Origin of the sequence: Myceligenerans pegani, from assembly GCF_014892515.1 — a bacterium.
GTDB classification, from domain to species: Bacteria; Actinomycetota; Actinomycetes; order Actinomycetales; family Cellulomonadaceae; genus Myceligenerans; species Myceligenerans pegani.
Map to the genome: position 1 here is coordinate 1 of NZ_JADBGR010000096.1, position 17,078 is coordinate 17,078.

At 71.7% G+C, this 17,078-nt stretch carries 16 protein-coding genes; 12 read left to right on the top strand and 4 right to left on the bottom strand.

Features of this window, described 5'->3' with window-relative positions:
• Positions 1-38: 38 nt before the first annotated feature.
• A complete protein-coding gene (locus tag IIE03_RS15385; protein ID WP_192863640.1) occupies positions 39-626 on the bottom strand; it encodes a carboxymuconolactone decarboxylase family protein in 588 nt (195 codons plus the stop codon).
• A gap of 162 nt (positions 627-788) precedes the next feature.
• Here IIE03_RS15385 and IIE03_RS15390 point away from each other — a divergent pair, with 162 nt between their 5' ends.
• From IIE03_RS15390 to IIE03_RS15410, 5 genes are all read left to right on the top strand, one after another.
• A complete protein-coding gene (locus tag IIE03_RS15390; RefSeq protein WP_225997833.1) occupies positions 789-1,241 on the top strand; it encodes a cold shock domain-containing protein in 453 nt (150 codons plus the stop codon).
• A 309-nt stretch (positions 1,242-1,550) separates the two neighbouring features.
• Complete coding sequence (locus tag IIE03_RS15395) at positions 1,551-3,374, top strand: ABC transporter substrate-binding protein (protein ID WP_192863641.1); 1,824 nt, start codon at positions 1,551-1,553, stop codon at positions 3,372-3,374.
• Between the two features lie 121 nt (positions 3,375-3,495).
• A complete protein-coding gene (locus IIE03_RS15400) occupies positions 3,496-5,019 on the top strand; it encodes an ABC transporter permease (protein ID WP_192863642.1) in 1,524 nt (507 codons plus the stop codon).
• 25 nt (positions 5,020-5,044) lie between these two features.
• Positions 5,045-5,992 (top strand): ABC transporter permease, encoded by a 948-nt coding sequence (locus IIE03_RS15405; RefSeq protein WP_192863643.1) that lies wholly within the window; start codon positions 5,045-5,047, stop codon positions 5,990-5,992.
• A gap of 4 nt (positions 5,993-5,996) precedes the next feature.
• Positions 5,997-7,730, top strand: coding sequence for an ABC transporter ATP-binding protein (locus tag IIE03_RS15410; protein WP_192863644.1), 1,734 nt, complete (start codon positions 5,997-5,999; stop codon positions 7,728-7,730).
• Positions 7,731-7,846: 116 nt separating this feature from the next.
• Here IIE03_RS15410 and IIE03_RS15415 read toward each other — a convergent pair whose 3' ends face one another.
• Together IIE03_RS15415 and dapD are read right to left on the bottom strand one after the other, a co-directional pair.
• Positions 7,847-8,797 carry a hypothetical protein gene (locus IIE03_RS15415; protein ID WP_192863645.1) on the bottom strand — a complete coding sequence of 317 codons (951 nt, stop codon included), beginning with the start codon at positions 8,795-8,797 and terminating at the stop codon, positions 7,847-7,849.
• Positions 8,798-8,962: 165 nt separating this feature from the next.
• A complete protein-coding gene (gene dapD / locus IIE03_RS15420) occupies positions 8,963-9,910 on the bottom strand; it encodes a 2,3,4,5-tetrahydropyridine-2,6-dicarboxylate N-succinyltransferase (RefSeq protein ID WP_192863646.1) in 948 nt (315 codons plus the stop codon).
• A 133-nt stretch (positions 9,911-10,043) separates the two neighbouring features.
• Between dapD and dapE the strand changes: the two genes are divergently transcribed.
• The 4 genes from dapE to IIE03_RS15440 all read left to right on the top strand — a co-directional run bounded on the left by dapE (position 10,044) and on the right by IIE03_RS15440 (position 13,423).
• Positions 10,044-11,231 (top strand): succinyl-diaminopimelate desuccinylase, encoded by a 1,188-nt coding sequence (gene dapE, locus IIE03_RS15425; protein WP_318843011.1) that lies wholly within the window; start codon positions 10,044-10,046, stop codon positions 11,229-11,231.
• Between the two features lie 87 nt (positions 11,232-11,318).
• Positions 11,319-12,134 (top strand): LOG family protein, encoded by an 816-nt coding sequence (locus IIE03_RS15430; RefSeq protein WP_192863648.1) that lies wholly within the window; start codon positions 11,319-11,321, stop codon positions 12,132-12,134.
• Positions 12,131-13,087, top strand: a complete 957-nt coding sequence (folP, locus tag IIE03_RS15435; protein ID WP_192863649.1) for a dihydropteroate synthase — start codon at positions 12,131-12,133, stop codon at positions 13,085-13,087. The genes IIE03_RS15430 and folP overlap by 4 nt, the downstream gene beginning before the upstream one ends.
• 168 nt (positions 13,088-13,255) lie before the next feature.
• Positions 13,256-13,423 (top strand): DUF3117 domain-containing protein, encoded by a 168-nt coding sequence (locus IIE03_RS15440; protein ID WP_123815402.1) that lies wholly within the window; start codon positions 13,256-13,258, stop codon positions 13,421-13,423.
• A gap of 15 nt (positions 13,424-13,438) precedes the next feature.
• Here the strand turns inward: IIE03_RS15440 and IIE03_RS15445 are convergent, their stop codons facing one another.
• A complete protein-coding gene (locus IIE03_RS15445; RefSeq protein WP_192863650.1) occupies positions 13,439-14,044 on the bottom strand; it encodes an O-methyltransferase in 606 nt (201 codons plus the stop codon).
• Positions 14,045-14,178: 134 nt separating this feature from the next.
• Here IIE03_RS15445 and sigE point away from each other — a divergent pair, with 134 nt between their 5' ends.
• Genes sigE through IIE03_RS15460 form a run of 3 tightly spaced genes read left to right on the top strand, consistent with a single transcriptional unit; the run spans position 14,179 to position 17,065 of the window.
• A complete protein-coding gene (gene sigE, locus IIE03_RS15450) occupies positions 14,179-14,781 on the top strand; it encodes an RNA polymerase sigma factor SigE (protein ID WP_192863651.1) in 603 nt (200 codons plus the stop codon).
• On the top strand, positions 14,778-15,710 hold the full coding sequence (locus IIE03_RS15455) for an anti-sigma factor family protein (RefSeq protein WP_192863652.1): 933 nt from the start codon (positions 14,778-14,780) through the stop codon (positions 15,708-15,710). Before sigE ends, IIE03_RS15455 begins: the two co-directional genes overlap by 4 nt.
• Entirely contained in the window at positions 15,707-17,065 is a 1,359-nt protein-coding gene (locus IIE03_RS15460; RefSeq protein WP_192863653.1) for a S1C family serine protease, read from the top strand. The genes IIE03_RS15455 and IIE03_RS15460 overlap by 4 nt, the downstream gene beginning before the upstream one ends.
• Positions 17,066-17,078: the final 13 nt, after the last annotated feature.

Consider the following 17,078-nt stretch of genomic DNA (forward strand, 5'->3'; position numbering starts at 1 on the left):
GACGCCGCGCGGGCCGTCCGCCGTCGGGCCCGGGGCGATCACACGGCGCGCGGGTGACTCGTGGGCTCGGCGAGCGGCTTCAGGCCGCACGCCGCCGCGAAGCCGTCGGACCCGATGCCGAGCGCGACGTTCGACCGCGTCGTGAGGTTCGCGAAGCCGATGACCGACGTCAGCTCCACGAGCGCGGCGGGCCCGAGCCGCTTCAGGAGGGAGTCCACCATCTCGTCGGTGACGGTCGGCTCGGTCTGGCTCATCGCCTCCGCGTACGCGAGCACGTCGCGCTCGAGCTGGGTGAAGACGTCGGACTCCCGCCAGCGCGGCACCTCGCGCGCCTTGTCCATGTCGAGGTTCCGGTTGTGCGCCTCGAAGTAGTTGAAGTCGAGGCACCAGCTGCAGCCGACCAGCGCGGCGACCGCCATGTGGGCGAACGTCTTGAGGCTCTCGTCGCAGGCGTCCCACTTCTGGATCTTGCCGCCGAGGCCCATGCTCGATCTGAGCACGCGCTGGTTGTGCCACATGACGCCGAGGCTCGCCGGCACCGCGCCCAGCCTCTTCCTGGCGGCCCACTTGATGACGGCACCGGAGAGGCCGGTGATCTCGGCGGGGGGAACACGTGTGGTGGTCATGGTTCTCTCCTCTCGTTTCCCCCACCGACAACGACCCGGCGCGAGGTGTGACGGACTCGAGGCGGACGCGACCGGCGTCACCGCACGGCCAGGATGGCTGGCGCGAACCCTGTCGCCTGGTCATAGACTCGCTGTCGAAGTGTTGTCCAGAGGCTGAAGGTGATGAGAGTGGTCCAGGGTCGGGTGATCCGATACGACGAGGTGCGCGGATACGGATTCGTCGCGCCGGACGAGGGCGGGGACGATGTGTTCCTGCACGTGAACGATCTCGAGTTCGACAAGCGGAGGCTCGTGGTGGGGGCTGTGGTGGAGTTCGACACGGAGGATGGGGACAGGGGACCGAAGGCGTCGCAGGTGACGCTCGTGTCGACGCCGGTGGCCCAGTCCCAGGCGGCTCCGGCGACTCCGGCGAACGGGACCCCGGCGCCCACGATCGTGCTGCCCGACACCGGGGCCGACGACGGCGACTCGGTCACCGGCCGCCAGCTCACCGCCGAGGTGACCGAGATGCTGCTCGCCGGTGTGCCGACCCTCACCGCGGAGCAGGTGGTGCTCACCCGGCAGGCGGTCGTGGCGCTCGCGACGGCGCACGGGTGGGTGAGCGACCCGGCCTGATCGGACCGAAATCGGCCGGTGGCGGGATGCCGTCAGGCGTGGCGGTATCCCGCCACGCCCGTTTAGGTGCTGGTTGGCGTGTTTCCGCAATGTTTCGTCGCGAGGTGCTTGTGAACAGGCGCGCTACCGGGCAATATCGAGTCGGTAACGATCGGTTGGCCTGGGGAACCAGGCGGGCGACGGCCCGGTCCGGGCTGAGTAACGTGAGCGGAAACCATGACGTGGGCCACTTCATGCGAGGGAGCGTGACGAGCCCTCGCCGTGGGCCGGACGGCCCGCGGTCTGCGTCATTTTCCTTGAGGAGGAACATTGAAGATCAGGCGACTGAGCGCCGCGATCGCGGCGGTGGCCAGCGGTGCGCTGCTCTTCTCGGCGTGCTCGAGCCCGCTGGGCGGCGACGAGGGCGAAGGCGGGTCGGAGGACGGCGGCTCGGTGGAGGCCGAAGGCCCCTGCAAGGCTGACCTCGGCGACGTCACCACCGCCGAAGGCGACATCAAGGTTGCGAACGAGCAGGAGCTTTTCGCCTACAACGGGCTGACCTCCGACACGTACTCGACCTATAACAGCGCGATCCTGGACCGGATGCAGGGGTCGTTCTTCTACTTCGGCACCGACGGCACGATCTGCCACGACGACGCCTGGGGCTCGTACGAGGCCCTGTCGGACACCGAGGTGCAGTACACCCTCAGCGACGAGGCGACCTGGTCCGACGGGACGCCGGTCACCTACGCGGACTACCTGCTCGACTGGGCGACCCAGGCGATCACCGCGGACATCGCGGTCAGCGACGACGCCACCGAGGAACCGCTCTTCAACCACGTGTCCGGCCTGACCATGGGCGACTACGTGCCGGCGGGCCCGGAGGCCGACGCGGCCGACGCCAAGCAGTTCACCTACAACTACGAGCGGGTGAACGCCGACTGGGAGATCCTGGTCGGGCCGGCGCTCCCGGCCCACGTCGTCGCCGAGCAGATCGGCGTCACGACGGAGGAGCTGGTGGACGCCATCCACAACCTCGACGCGGACGTGCTCGAGGACGCCGCCGAGTTCTGGAACGAGGGCTGGCTCCTCGACAAGCCGGGTGAGCTGCCCGACCCCGCGCTCACCCCGTCGAGCGGCCCGTACATGTTCGCCGAGGGTGGCTGGTCCGCCGGCCAGTCGGTGACGCTCACCGCCAACCCCGACTACTGGGGCCCGGCGCCGGCGTCCGAGACGCTGACCTTCCGGCAGATCGCCTCGGACGGCCAGATCCAGGCGCTGCAGAACGGCGACCTCGACGTGATCCAGCCGAACGGCCCCACCGTCGACACGATCGACCAGATCGAGGCGCTGGGCGACTCGGTCACCCTGCAGACCGGCCAGACGCTCATCTGGGAGCACCTCGACTTCAACTTCCGTGAGGGCAGCATCTTCTCCGACGACGAGGGCGGCCTCGCCGCCCGCGAGGCGTTCGCGCTGTGCGTGCCGCGCCAGAAGATCGTGGACGACCTGATCAAGCCGGTCGACTCGACCGCCGTGGTGATGAACGCCCGCGAGGTGTTCCCGTTCCAGGACACCTACGAGGAGGTCACCTCCGCGTCCTACGACGGCCGGTACGACGAGGTCGACATCGAGGCCGCGCAGGCCAAGTTCGCCGAGTCGGGCCTGGAGGAGGGCACCGAGGTGCGCATCGGTTACCTCGACCCGAACCCGCGCCGTACCGACACGGTCTCCGCGATCAAGGCGTCGTGCGACGAGGTCGGCTTCGAGATCGTCGACTCGGGCTCCGGCACGTTCTTCGACGAGGAGCTGGGTAACGGCGACTACGAGGTGGCGCTGTTCGCCTGGGCCGGCTCGGGCCAGATCACCTCGGGCGAGAACATCTACTCGACGCCGGGCGGCCAGAACTACGGCGAGTACTCGAACGAGACGGTCGACGAGGCCTGGGAGACGCTCTCGACGTCGACCGACCCGGCCGTGCACACCGAGCAGCAGAAGATCATCGAGAAGGAGCTGTGGGACACCCTCTTCGGTATCCCGCTGTACGCCCACCCGGGCGTCGTCGCCTCCAGCTCGTCGGTGAACAACGTCCGCCAGACGGCCACCCAGGGTGGCGTCACGTGGAACGCCGAGCAGTGGCAGCGCGCGGAGTGATCCGCCGCTGATCCCACCACCTGCGGGGAAGGGAGTGTGAGCTCCCTTCCCCGCAGGCATGTCTTCCGCTCTCAACCCCCATGCCGCCCCACCGCGGCTGCCTGCGAAGGGTCACGAACCCGTGTTCACATTCATCCTGAGACGCACACTCGCGTCCGTCGTCGTCCTGTTGCTCTCGTCGGTGCTGATGTTCTGGCTGACGGTGCACTCGGGAGATCCGCTCGCCGATCTGCGCGGTTCGAACGCCGACAACGTCCAGCAGCTCATGGACGCCCGCAGCGCGACGATGAATCTCGACCTGGAGTGGTACGAGCGGTACTGGATCTGGCTCGACGGCGTGGCGGGCTGCTTCACGGGATCGTGCGACTTCGGGGTCAACCGCAGCGGTCAGGACGTGCTCTTCATGACCGGCCTGGCCGCCCAGTCCACGCTGCGGCTGGTGACCGCGGCCACCCTGATCGCGATCGTCGTGGGCGTGGCCCTGGGCATCCTCACCGCGATCCGGCAGTACTCGGGGTTCGACTACGGCGTGACCTTCGCGGCCTTCCTCTTCTTCTCGCTCCCCGTCTTCTGGGCAGCGGTCCTGCTCAAGGAGTTCGGCGCGATCCGGTTCAACGACTGGATCGCGGGCGGTCAGCTCGGCCCGTTGATGATCATCCTCGTCGCGGCGGTGGCCGCGGTGGCCCTGTCGGCGATCCTCGGCGGGAGCACCCGGCGCAAGCTCGTCACGGGCGGGGCGACGTTCGCCTTCGTCGTCGGGGTGCTGGTCCTGTTCAACCTGCTGAACTGGTACCGGGATCCGATCTCCGGGCCGTTCATGGCACTTCTCGCCGCGTGCGGCGCCGCCGTGCTGGTCACGGCGATCGTCGCGGGCATCCGCAACCGGAAGGCGTTGTACGCCGCGCTGACCACCGCCGTCGTCGGCATCGTCGCCTACGTCGTCCTCGCGTACACGCCCCTGCTCGCCGACCCGTCGTGGCCGGGCCTGTTCGGGCTGTTCGTGGTCGCGATCGCGGTCTCCCTGCTGATCGGCCGGCTCTGGGGCGGTTACAACAAGAAGCAGGTCATGCTGGTCACCGGAGTGACCGGGGTGCTCACGTCGCTCGTCGTCGTCGCGGACATCCTGGTGGGCTACTGGGCCTCCTTCCTCGGGCTGAAGTCCCGGCCGATCTCCACGATCGGGTCGCAGACGCCGAACTTCACCGGGGACTTCTGGGAGCGCCTCATCGACTACGGCACCCAGCTCATCCTCCCGACGGCCCTGCTCGCGCTCGTCTCCATCGCGACCCACTCCCGGTTCACCCGATCGTCGATGCTCGAGGTGCTCAACCAGGACTACGTGCGCACGGCGCGGGCCAAGGGTCTCTCGGAACGCGAGGTCGTGGTCAAACACGCCTTCCGGAACTCGCTCATCCCGATCACCACGATCGTCGCCTTCGACTTCGCCGCCCTGATCGGTGGCGCGGTGATCACGGAGACGGTGTTCGGCTGGCAGGGGATGGGACAGCTGTTCATCACGGGACTACGGCAGGTCGATCCAGCTCCGGTCATGGCGTTCTTCCTCGTCACCGGCACGGCGGTGGTCGTGATGAACCTGCTCGCCGACCTCGCGTACGCATCCCTCGACCCGCGGATCCGGCGCTGACCCGCCGATCGGGAGGAGAACACCCATGAGTGACACACAGCAGAACGCCGCAGGGCCGGGGCCGGGCGCCGCGGACGTCGAAGAACTGCTTCCCGAGGCCAAGTCCTACAGCGCCAACCAGATCGTGCTGCGGCGCTTCCTCCGCCATCGGGGCGCCATCGTCGCCATGGTGGTGATGGCTGCCGTCATCGTCGTGTCGTTCACGTCGATCGGGATCGGATCGATCCCGGGCTGGTGGGACAAGGACATCGCCACCGCGTACGACAAGATCGGCGACGGCGGCCCGACCTGGGAGCACCCGTTCGGCCAGGACACCATCGGCAAGGACTACTTCGCGCTGACCATGCGCGGGACACAGATCTCCTTGTACATCGCGTTCGGCGTCGGGATCATCTCCACCCTGATCGGCACCCTGATCGGTGCGATCGCCGGGTACTTCCGCGGCATCGTCGACTCGCTGCTGATGCGGCTGACGGATGTCGTCATCATCATCCCGCTGCTCGCGATCGCGGCCGTACTGGGGCGGATGACGGAGGGCAGCCTCAACCTGCTGATCCTCGCGCTGGGGGCGCTGGTCTGGACGAGCCTGGCGCGCCTCGTGCGCGGTGAGGTGCTGTCGCTGCGTGAGCGGGACTTCGTCATGGCGGCTCGTGCCGTCGGCACGAGCCCCGGCCGGATCATCGTCCGGCACATCCTGCCCAACACCGTGGGCGTGATCACGGTCTCGGCCACCCTGACCATCGCGACGGCGATCCTGCTGGAGACCGGCCTGAGCTTCCTCGGGTTCGGCGTGCAGAAGCCGGACGTCTCGCTGGGTTCGCTGATCTCCGAGTACCAGGGCGCGTTCCTCACCCGGCCGTGGCTCTTCTGGTGGCCCGGCCTGATGATCCTCGCGATCGCCCTCTCCGTGAACTTCATCGGCGACGGTCTGCGCGACGCGTTCGACCCCCGGCAGACCAGCACCAAGGAGTGACATCGTGACCACACTCGACATCTCCACCTCCGGTGCGACCGAGACGTCCGGGGACGCCGTGCTCTCCTTCGAGGGCCTGAGCGTCACGTTCAAGACCCAGTTCGGCGAGGTCGACGCCGTCAAGGGCATCGACCTCGACGTACGCCCGGGCGAGGTCGTCGCCCTCGTGGGCGAGTCCGGCTCCGGCAAGTCGGTGACCTCGACGACCGCGCTCGGGCTGCTGCCGGGCAACGCCCGGATCAGTGGCACGGTCCGGGTCGGCGGCAAGGTCGTCGGCTCGCTGGACAAGGCCGGCCTGCGCAAGCTCCGCGGGAACGACGTCGCCATGGTGTTCCAGGAGCCCATGACGGCGCTCAACCCCGTGCTGACCATCGGCGACCAGCTCACCGAGGGCCTGCAGCTGCACGGCATCGCCTACGGCAAGGAGGCCGAGGCCCGCGCCGCCGAGCTGCTGCGCATGGTCGGCATCCCCGAGCCGGAGCGCCGGCTCAAGCAGTACCCGCACGAGCTGTCCGGCGGGCAGCGGCAGCGCGTGGTCATCGCGATGGCGATCTCCTGCGACCCCACGGTGATCATCGCCGACGAGCCCACCACGGCCCTCGACGTCACCGTGCAGGCCGAGATCCTCGACCTGCTGCGCTCGCTCACCGAGAAGCTGGACACGGCGATCCTGCTGATCACCCACAACATGGGTGTCGTGGCCGACATGGCCGACCGCGTCGCCGTCATGCTCAAGGGCGACCTCGTGGAGACCGGCACCGTCGACCAGGTGCTCAACCACCCGCGGCACGAGTACACCAAGCGGCTGCTCGCCGCGGTGCCGCACCTCGGCGAGGGACCGGGCCAGTTCGGCGACGTCGCACGGCCCGCGGAGCCGGTGGCGGGCGAGGTCTCCGCGCTCGACCTGAGGAACCTGGTGATCGAGTACCACCGGATCGGCAGGCCGGCGTTCCGCGCCGTCGACGACGTGACCTTCCACGTCGACCCTGGCGAGATCGTCGGGCTGGTGGGCGAGTCCGGTTCCGGCAAGTCGACGATCGCCAAGTGCGCGCTCGGGCTGATCCCGGCGAAGTCGGGCTCGGTGTCCATCCTGGGGCAGGACTTCCGGACCACGCGGGGCAAGAGGCTCAAGGAACTGCGCAAGCGTATCGGCGTGGTCTTCCAGGACCCGGCGGCGTCGCTCAACCCGCGGTTCCCGATCGGGGACGTCATCTCCGAGCCGCTCGTGGTCCACCAGGTGGGCGACGCGCGCTCGCGCCGCGAGAAGGTCATGGAACTGCTCGACGCCGTCGAGCTGCCGCCCGCGGTCTACAACCGGTACCCGCACGAGCTGTCGGGCGGGCAGCGCCAGCGCGTCAGTATCGCCCGTGCGCTGACGCTCGAGCCGGAGCTGCTCGTGGCCGACGAGCCGACGTCGGCCCTCGACGTGTCCGTGCAGGCCAGCGTGCTGAAGATGTTCACCTCGCTGCAGGAGCGGTACCGGTTCGCGTGCCTCTTCGTCAGCCACGACCTCGCCGTCATCGACCTGCTGGCGCACCGCGTCGTGGTCATGCAGAACGGCGAGATCGTGGAGCAGGGTCCGCGGGAGGACGTGCTGCGCGACCCTCGTGAGGACTACACGAAGCGCCTCCTGGCCGCCGCGCCCGTCCCGGAGCCGGGGGAGCAGCGCCGCCGGCGCGAGGCCCGCCACGCGCTCCTGACGTCGCTGGGCGAGGAATCGGCGGAGCTGCACCTGTAGCAGGAGCCCGTCCCGCGCCGCCCCGAGGCCGCATGTCCCGCCGTGGACGTGCGGCCTCGGGGCTCTCTCCGACGGACGACGACGCCACCGCGGCGGGCGCGGGGACTACTCCGCGACTACTCCGCGACCGCCGGAAGGATCTGGACCTGACCGGCAGGGAGACTCTCCCCGGACGCGGTCCATTCCGCGCTCTCCCGCGTCCAGACCTGGTCCGCCACCCGCACCTCGACGGCGTTCGTCGCGGTGGCCGTGGCGACCGCCCAGTGCGCCACCGCCCAGCCGCCACGCCCGGGCTCGCCGGGGGTCAGCGGCGTGGCGTCGACCTCGACGACCGCCGCGCCGGTTGCCGACGTCCCCGAGGGCCCCAGCCCCAGGTCGCGTCCGAGCCGCCCGGCCACGACGTCCGTCGCGGGAGCGGGCGCCAGCAGGGACTCCTCCTCGACGGGGGCGATCTCGCAGGTGAGGGAAGCGGGCGAGTGGCCCGTCAGGCTCGACGCCCAGGCCCGGGAGCGGACCTCGTGCCGGGCGTACGCCTCGGGATAGGCCGACCGCTGCACCTCCTGCGCGGCGTCGGTGATCTCCATGTTCTCGTAGCCGTCCACCTGGACCAGGCCGTCGTAGAACGCGTTCGTGGAGTACACCGGGTCGAGGATCTCCTCCTCGGTGCCCCAGCCCTGCGACGGGCGCTGCTGGAACAGTCCGAGCGAGTCACGGTCGCCGTACGTGATGTTGACGAGCTTGGACTCCTGGAGCGCCGTGGCCAGGGCGATCGTCGCGGCCCGGGCGGGCAGGCCACGGCGGACCGCCGTCTGGGCGATCAGCGCCGCGTTGTCCGACTGGACGGGGGACAGGTACCAGTCCGTGCCGTCGAGCTCCGCGGCGCACCGCTCGGTCAGCGGCGCCGTGCCCGACAGGTGGTTCAGGAGCAGCACGACGCCCACCGTCGCGGTGGTGCCCACGATCGCCGTCGCGGCCAGGTACTTCAGGGCGCGGCGAACCGGACGCCGCCGCCGCGTCGGAGCACCGTCGCCGGCGGTGTCGCCGGACGAACGGGTGAGCAGGACCATGCGAACCTTCCGGGTGGCCTCGAACGAGACGGCCCAGTTTAGAACGCGGAATCCGGGATTCCGCGCCATGCGATGGTCGGGTCTTGTGATGACGCGCCCCCGTGCCGCACACCGGGGAGGTGCGGAAGGAACACGGCCCCTGGCTCGCGCCGCACCCTCGTCGCGTCAGTTCTTGTGCAGGGCCTCGTTCAGCTCGACGCCGGAACCGGCCCGGTCGATCACCTCGACCGTGCCCGTGGTCGAGTTGCGGCGGAACAGCAGGTTGGACTGCCCGGACAGCTCCACCGCCTTGACCGTCATGCCGCCGCGCAGCGTGACCTTGGTGCCCGCCGTGACGTACAGGCCGGCCTCGATCACGCAGTCGTCGCCGAGCGGGATGCCCAGGCCGGAGTTCGCGCCGAGCAGGCAGCGCTCACCGAGCGAGATGACCTCCCTGCCGCCGCCCGACAGGGTGCCCATGATCGACGCGCCGCCGCCGACGTCGGACCCGTTGCCCACCGTGACGCCCGCCGAGATGCGGCCCTCCACCATGGAGGAGCCGAGCGTGCCGGCGTTGAAGTTCACGAACCCCTCGTGCATCACGGTGGTGCCCTCCGCCAGGTGGGCGCCGAGGCGTACGCGGTCGGCGTCGGCGATGCGCACGCCGGACGGCAGCACGTAGTCGGTCATGCGCGGGAACTTGTCCACGCCGTACACCGCGACGGGGCCACGCGCACGCAGCCGCAGCCGGGTGGCCTCGAAGCCCTCGACGGCGCACGGTCCCGCGCTCGTCCACACGACGTTGGCGAGCACGCCGAACAGGCCGTCGAGGTTCACGCCGTGCGGCCGCACGAGCCGGTGCGAGAGCAGGTGGAGGCGCAGGTAGCCGTCGGAGGCGTCCTTCGGACCGGTGGTCAGGTCGGCCACGACGGTCACGACCCGGGTGGTGACGCCGCGGGCGTCGTCGTCCCCCTCCAGCGCGACCAGGTCCGACGGCGGTTCCGCCGCGGCGGAACCCTCGGCCGGCGGCTCCCCGAGCGCGGGAGCCGGGTACCAGGTGTCCAGGACGCTGCCGTCAGCGGCGATCGTGGCGAGGCCATGACCCCAGGCGGTGGTGGGCGCGGTCGACGTCATGGCGCCCAGCTTAGGTCAGCGCTCCGGCGCGGGTCCGTCGTCGTCCACAACCCGAACGCCCGCCTCGCGTCCCGGTGCGCGCCGTGCCGGGCGGGTGCGGCGTCTCCGCGGGGCGGCGCATAGCCTCTGCCCTGTGACCGCATTCGACGAATCCCTCCTGGCGCCCGGTTCCGACCTCGTGGGTCTCACCGCCGCGATCTGCGACATTCCCTCCGTCTCCGGCGACGAGGCCGCCCTCGCGGACGCGATCGAGGCGACGCTGCGCGCCCGCCCGCACCTCGAGGTGCACCGGGACGCGGACGCCGTCGTCGCGCGGACGTCGTTCGGCCGTGACCGCCGCGTCGTCGTCGCCGGTCACATCGACACCGTGCCGGTCGCGGACAACCTCCCGACGCGGCTCGAGGCGCAACCCGATCGACCGGGCGGCGGCGCCGGATCGCGGCCGCAGGCCCGGCGCGACGACTCGCCACCGGAGGGAACCCGGCGCGACGACCGCGTCCTCTGGGGCCGCGGCACGGTGGACATGAAGGGCGGCGTCGCGGTCGCCCTCGCGCTCGCCTGCGAGCTCGGGACGCCGGGCAAGGTCCCCGCCGTCGACGTCACCTGGGTGTTCTACGACCACGAGGAGGTCGAGGCGGCGCGCAACGGCCTCGGCAGGCTCGCGCGCAACCACCCCGGCCTGCTCGACGCCGACTTCGCCATCCTCGGCGAGCCGAGCAACGCCGGGATCGAGGGCGGCTGCAACGGCACGATGCGCGTCGAGGTCCGCACCCGCGGCGTCGCCGCCCACTCCGCCCGGTCCTGGACCGGCGTGAACGCCATCCACGGCGCCGCCGACCTGCTCGCCCGGCTCGCCCGGTACGAGCCGCGCACCGTCGCGGTCGAGGGCCTCGACTACCGCGAGGGGCTCAACGCCGTGGGGATCCGCGGCGGGATCGCGGGCAACGTCGTGCCCGACGAATGCGTCGTCGAGGTGAACTACCGCTTCGCGCCGTCGCGCAGCGAGGCGGAGGCCGAGCGGCACCTGCGCGAGGTCTTCGACGGCTACGACGTGACCGTCACCGACTCCTCGCCGGGCGCTCGCCCCGGACTCGACGCCCCGATGGCCAAGGACTTCGCGGCGGCGGTGCTCGCGGTCACCGGCGGCGAACCCCAGCCGAAGTACGGCTGGACGGACGTCGCCCGCTTCGCCGGCCTCGGCATCCCCGCGGTCAACTTCGGCCCCGGCGACGCCCTCCTCGCCCACAAGGACGACGAACGGCTCCACGTCGCCGAACTGTCCGCGTGCCGGGACGCCCTGCGCGCCTGGCTCCTCGGCTGACCGCGGCCCGTACCCTCCTCCGTACCCTCCGCCGCGCCGTCGTCCGTGCCGTCGTCGTTGTCAGGCAGGCGGGATAGGTTTGCCCGTATGAGCGACGACGGAGTGCCGCAGCAGGGGCGGGGGTACCGGAAGGGCCCCGTGCTGCTGCGCGGGAACCAGATCCCCCTGGAAACCACCGACCAGCGCCTGCTCGCCAAAGGCGAGCAGGCCGACTGGGTGCACTCCGATCCGTGGCGCGTGATGCGGATCCAGTCCGAGTTCGTGGAGGGCTTCGGCGCCCTGGCCGAGATCGGCCCGGCCGTCTCCGTGTTCGGCAGCGCCCGGACGAAGCCCGACCACCCCGACTACGGCCGGGCCGAGGAGGTCGGCCGCCTCCTCGTCGAGGCCGGCTACGCCGTCATCACCGGCGGCGGCCCCGGCATCATGGAGGCCGCGAACAAGGGCGCCCGCGACGCCGGCGGCGTGTCCATCGGCCTCGGCATCGAGCTGCCGTTCGAGCAGGGCGTGAACGAACACGTCAACCTCGGCATCAACTTCCGCTACTTCTTCGCGCGCAAGACGATGTTCGTCAAGTACGCCCAGGGCTTCATCGTGATGCCCGGCGGGTTCGGCACCTTCGACGAGCTCTTCGAGGCCGTCACCCTCGTGCAGACGCACAAGGTCACCAGCTTCCCGCTCGTCCTGTTCGGGTCCGACTACTGGGGCGGCCTCCTCGACTGGGTCCGCACCGCCGTCCTGGACCGCGGGATGATCTCGACCCACGACCTCGACCTCCTGCACGTCACGGACGACCCCGCCACGGCGGTCGAGCACGTCATCGAGAAGGGCGCCGTCCTCGCCGACGAGAAGCGCGCCCAGGCGGCACTGGCGGCCGAGGAACAGGCCGTCGCGGATCCCGCGTGAGCCGAACCGGAGAGCGCCCTGCCACGGCCGGCATACCGGCGGGGTCGCCCCCGCTCGTGCTGCGCGGCCGCGAACTCGGTCGAACCGGCGGCGCCGCGCGGCCCGTCGTCATGGCCGTGGTCAACCGCACCACCGACTCGTTCTTCGCCCGCGCGCGGCTGCCCGACGACGACGCCGCGCTCCGCGCCGCCGAACAGGCCCTCGCGCACGGCGCGGAGATCCTCGACGTCGGGGGAGTGCGCGCCGGCGTCGGTCCCGCCGTGGACGAGGCCGAGGAGATCGCTCGCGTGGTGCCCCTCGTCGCGCGGGTGCGGCGGGAACTGCCCGAGCTCCTGGTCTCGGTGGACACGTGGCGGGCCGGCGTGGCCCGCGCCGCCGTCGACGCCGGTGCGGACCTGATCAACGACACCTGGGCGGGTCACGACCCGGCACTCGTCGAGGTGGCCGGCGCGGCGGGCGTGGGGGTCGTCTGCTCGCACACCGGCGGCGCGACCCCGAGGACGGATCCCTACCGCGTGGAGTATCCGTCCGGGACCGGCCTCGACGATCCCCGGGACGCGGTCCTCGACGACGTGCTGGCCACACTACGGGCGGCCGCCGAGCGCGCCGTGTCCGCCGGGGTGCCGCCGTCGTCCGTCGTCGTGGACCCGACGCACGACTTCGGGAAGAACACCTGGCACTCCCTGCACCTGCTGCGCCGCACCGCGGCGCTCGCGGACCTCCACTTCCCCCTGCTCATGGCGCTGAGCCGGAAGGACTTCGTGGGCGAGACGCTCGACCTGCCGCCGGACGAGCGCCTGGAGGGCACGCTCGCGGCGACGGCGGTGGCGGCGTGGCTGGGCGCGCGGGTGTTCCGCGTGCACGACGTGCGTGCCACCCGGCGGGTCCTCGACATGGTGGCCGCACTGCGCGACGAGGCCCCGCCCGCGGCCGCCCTGCGGGGCCTCGGCTGACCACGGAGATCGCGGTCGAGCCGCACGGTGGGGCGGTTCCGGGAGGAAACGGAAGTGTGAAGAAGGAGGCTCGAATTCGACTAGAATGGGCCGGTGCCCTCTGTCACACGGCGACGTCGGCGGAGGACGAAGCACACGGTAACGGACAACGGAATGGGAGAGCCACACATGGCTGCGATGAAGCCGCGTACGGGTGACGGGCCGATGGAGGTCACCAAGGAGGGGCGCGGCATCGTCATGCGTGTTCCGCTCGAGGGCGGCGGTCGGCTGGTCGTCGAGCTCAACGCCACCGAGGCGACGGAACTCGGCGAGGCTCTCAAGGGCGTCGTCGGCTGAGCACCCGGCGGGGAATCAGCGCCGCACCGCGAGCAGCAGGCCGTCCCCGCTGGGGACCATGGCGGGCATGACGCGGTCGTCGGTGCGCAGCGCGCGGCCCACCTCCCGCACGATCGTCGTGATCTCGTCGCGGCGGGTCGGGTCCGCGACACGGTCCCGGTGCAGGGCGTCGTCGACGGCGAGCAGCCCGCCCGGGCGGAGCAGCCGCAGGGCCTGCTCCACGTACTCCGGATAGGCGTACGGCTCGGCTCCCACGAGCACCAGGTCGTAGTGGCCGTCCGTGAGCCGGGGCAGCACCTCGTCGGCGCGTCCGGGAATGATGCGCGTGCGGCGCGGGTCCACGCCGTCCTCGGCGAAGGACTCGCGGGCCGCCCGCTGGTGCTCCACCTCTCGGTCGATGGTGGTGAGCTGGCCGTCGTCGGGCATGCCGCGCAGCAGCCACAGCGCCGCGACGCCGGCGCCGGTACCCACCTCCACCACCGCACGCGCGCGCATCGACGCGGCCAGTACCCTCAGCAGGGCCCCCGTCCCGGGGAGCACCGACGGGCAGCCGAGGTCGGCGGCACGTTCGCGGGCACGCAGCAGCACGTCGTCCTCGGGGACGAACGACTCGCTGTACATCCAGGCCGCGGCCTTCGCGTTGCGGCCGCCCGTGTGCTCCGTGGCTGCGCTGATGACATCCTCCAGGTGAGTTCGGGGGCCAGGCTACCGGTGTCACGGGAACGACTGGAGACTCCCGGGCGTTGTGAGGGACGATGAGTCTTGTGAGTACGTCGAAGGCGGCACCCGAGGGCCAGGCCTCGGCCGAGCCCTGGCAGCCTCCCACCTGGGAGGAGATCGTGCGGGAGCATTCCGCGCGCGTCTACCGGCTCGCCTACCGCCTCACCGGTAACCAGCAGGATGCGGAAGATCTCACGCAGGAGACCTTCATCCGCGTCTTCCGCTCCCTGTCGAGCTACACGCCCGGCACGTTCGAGGGCTGGCTGCACCGCATCACGACGAACCTGTTCCTCGACATGGCGCGCCGTCGCAAGCGGATCCGCATGGAGGCGATGGGAGACGACGACGGCGCCGTGGCGGCCACCGGCGAGCAGGGCCGGCCCGAGCGCGAGTTCGAGCACGCCAACCTCGGGCACGACGTGCAGCGTGCGCTCGACGAGCTGCGCCCCGAGTACCGGGCGGCCGTCGTGCTGTGCGACATCGAGGGCCTGAGCTACGAGGAGATCGCCAAGACCCTGAACGTGAAGCTGGGCACCGTGCGCTCGCGCATCCACCGGGCGCGTGCCCAGCTCCGTGAGGCCCTGGAGCACCGGTCGCCCGACGCGGTGCGTGCGGGTGAGCCCGGGGGCACGGCATGACGCCGCACCTCGGATCCTGGATCTCGGCGCTGGCGGACGGGCAGCTCGACGCGAGCCAGACCGAGGAGGCGCTGGAGCACGTCGCCGTCTGCCGCGCGTGCGCGCGCGAGCTCGACGACGCGCGGCGGTCGCGCCGCCTGCTGGCCTCCGCCACGGACGACGTCCGGCCCGACCCCGCGCTGACCGCGCGGCTCATCGCGCTCCAGGCCTCCATCCCGGGCACGGACGACGACCCGCTGCGCAGCCCTCGTCGTCCCACGTGGGGTGCGACCCCGCTGCCCGGGCTGGTCGACGGCGTGCGCCTGAGCGGGCACGTCCCCACGGGCCGGCGCCGCACGGCCCGGTTCCTCGCGCTCGGCGCGGGCAGCGTGGGCGCACTCGGCCTGGTGCTGTTCGGGCTGGGCCAGAGCCCGCAGGTGACGCCCGGCGTCTCCGCGGCCGACGCGATGACGATGCTCGCCCGGACGGGACCTGACGAACGGGCGGCCGGCACGGACGTCCTCGCCGGACTCGCCCCGGCGGGCGCGATCCCCGAGCAGCGCAGCGCCGCCGCGCTCGGCTGGGTGGGCTCGGAGGGCTGGGCGGCGCCGTCGGACCTGCCGGAGGGGCTGGAGGTCACGGCGGTGCGGCTCGTCGGCGACGAGGGACAGATCCTCGAGATCGACCTGTCGGGCGAGTCGGGGCACGCCGTCGTCCGCGAGCAGCTCGGCAGGCTGGCCGGGGACGGCTCGGTCCAGGTGCTCTCCCGCACCCCCGCTCACCTGGCATGGCAGTCGGACGACGTGGTGGTCGACGTCGTGGCCGATCTGCCCGAGGACATGCTCGCCGAACTCGTGGCATCCTTCCCGGCCCGTGATTACGATGCCGGGGTCCTGTCCCGCATCGCACGCGGGTGGAGTACGGCTACGGGAGCGATCAGCAGTCCATGAGCGACGACAACCCCTTCGCACCACCGACGCCCGCGTCACGGCCGCTGCCGCCGCCGTCCGCGCCGACGGCGCCCGCGGGAGCTGCTCCCGGGCCGGACGCCGGCCGGCCGGGGCACGGCGGGGGTGAGCGGGAGCAGCCGACCACCCGGCTCCCCCCGCTCACCACGGTGCAGCCCGTGTCGCCGCCCGGTCCCGGCCCGGTTCCCCCGCCCCCGCCACCCCCGCCCGCCGAGCGGCGCTCGCGTGGTCTCGGGGGCGGATCGCTCACGCTCGTGGCGACGCTGGCCCTGCTCGCCGGCCTCGTGGGTGGTATCGGCGGGTCGGCCGTGATGGACGCGCGCGAGGACGACGCGCGGCCGGCCGACGCCGCCCTCCCCGAGGCGGTCGGCAGCACGCCGGTCGAACGGCCGGAGGGTTCCGTCGCGGCGATCGCGGCCGACGCGCTGCCCAGCGTCGTCTCCATCGCCGTGCGCGGCGCCGAGGGCGAGGCCACCGGGTCGGGCATGGTCCTCAAGGCCGACGGCTACATCCTCACCAACAACCACGTCGTCGCGGACGCGACGGCGTCCGGTGCGCCGGTCTTCGTCACGTTCTCGGACGGGCACGAGAAGCAGGCGGAGATCGTCGGCGCCACCCCGGACTACGACCTCGCGGTGCTCAAGGTCGACGAGACCGGGCTCACACCGCTGGTCCTGGGCGACTCCGACGCCGTCGTCGTGGGTGACTCCGTCCTGGCCGCCGGCTCGCCGCTCGGGCTGGACGCCACCGTGACCACCGGCATCGTCTCCGCCCTGCACCGCCCGGTGCAGGCCGGCGAGCAGTCCGCCACCGCGTTCATCGACGCGATCCAGACCGACGCCGCCATCAACCCCGGCAACTCGGGCGGCCCGCTGCTGAACTCCGCGGGCGAGGTGATCGGGATCAACTCGGCGATCGCGCAGGCGCCCGGCTCGCTCACGGCGACGGGCAACATCGGGCTCGGCTTCGCGATCCCGTCCAACCAGGCGCGGCGCACCGCGGAACAGCTCATCGAGAGCGGCGAGGCCACGTTCCCCGTCATCGGCGTGCTGCTCGACCAGACCTACCAGGGCGAGGGCGTCCGGGTCGCGACCACGGCCCAGGGCGGCCAGCCCCCGGTCACCCCGGACGGTCCCGCCGACCGGGCCGGGATCGCACCCGGCGACGTGATCCTCGCCATCGACGGCCGGCCGGTGTCCCGGTCCGACGAGCTGATCGTCGCGATCCGCGCCCTCGCGCCGGGGGACGCCGTGACCCTCCGGGTCCGCCCCGGCGGCGAGACCGAGGGCGAGGGCCGCGAGGTGCGCGTCGTGCTCGACGAGAAGACGAGCGGCTAGGGCCCGCAGGTCG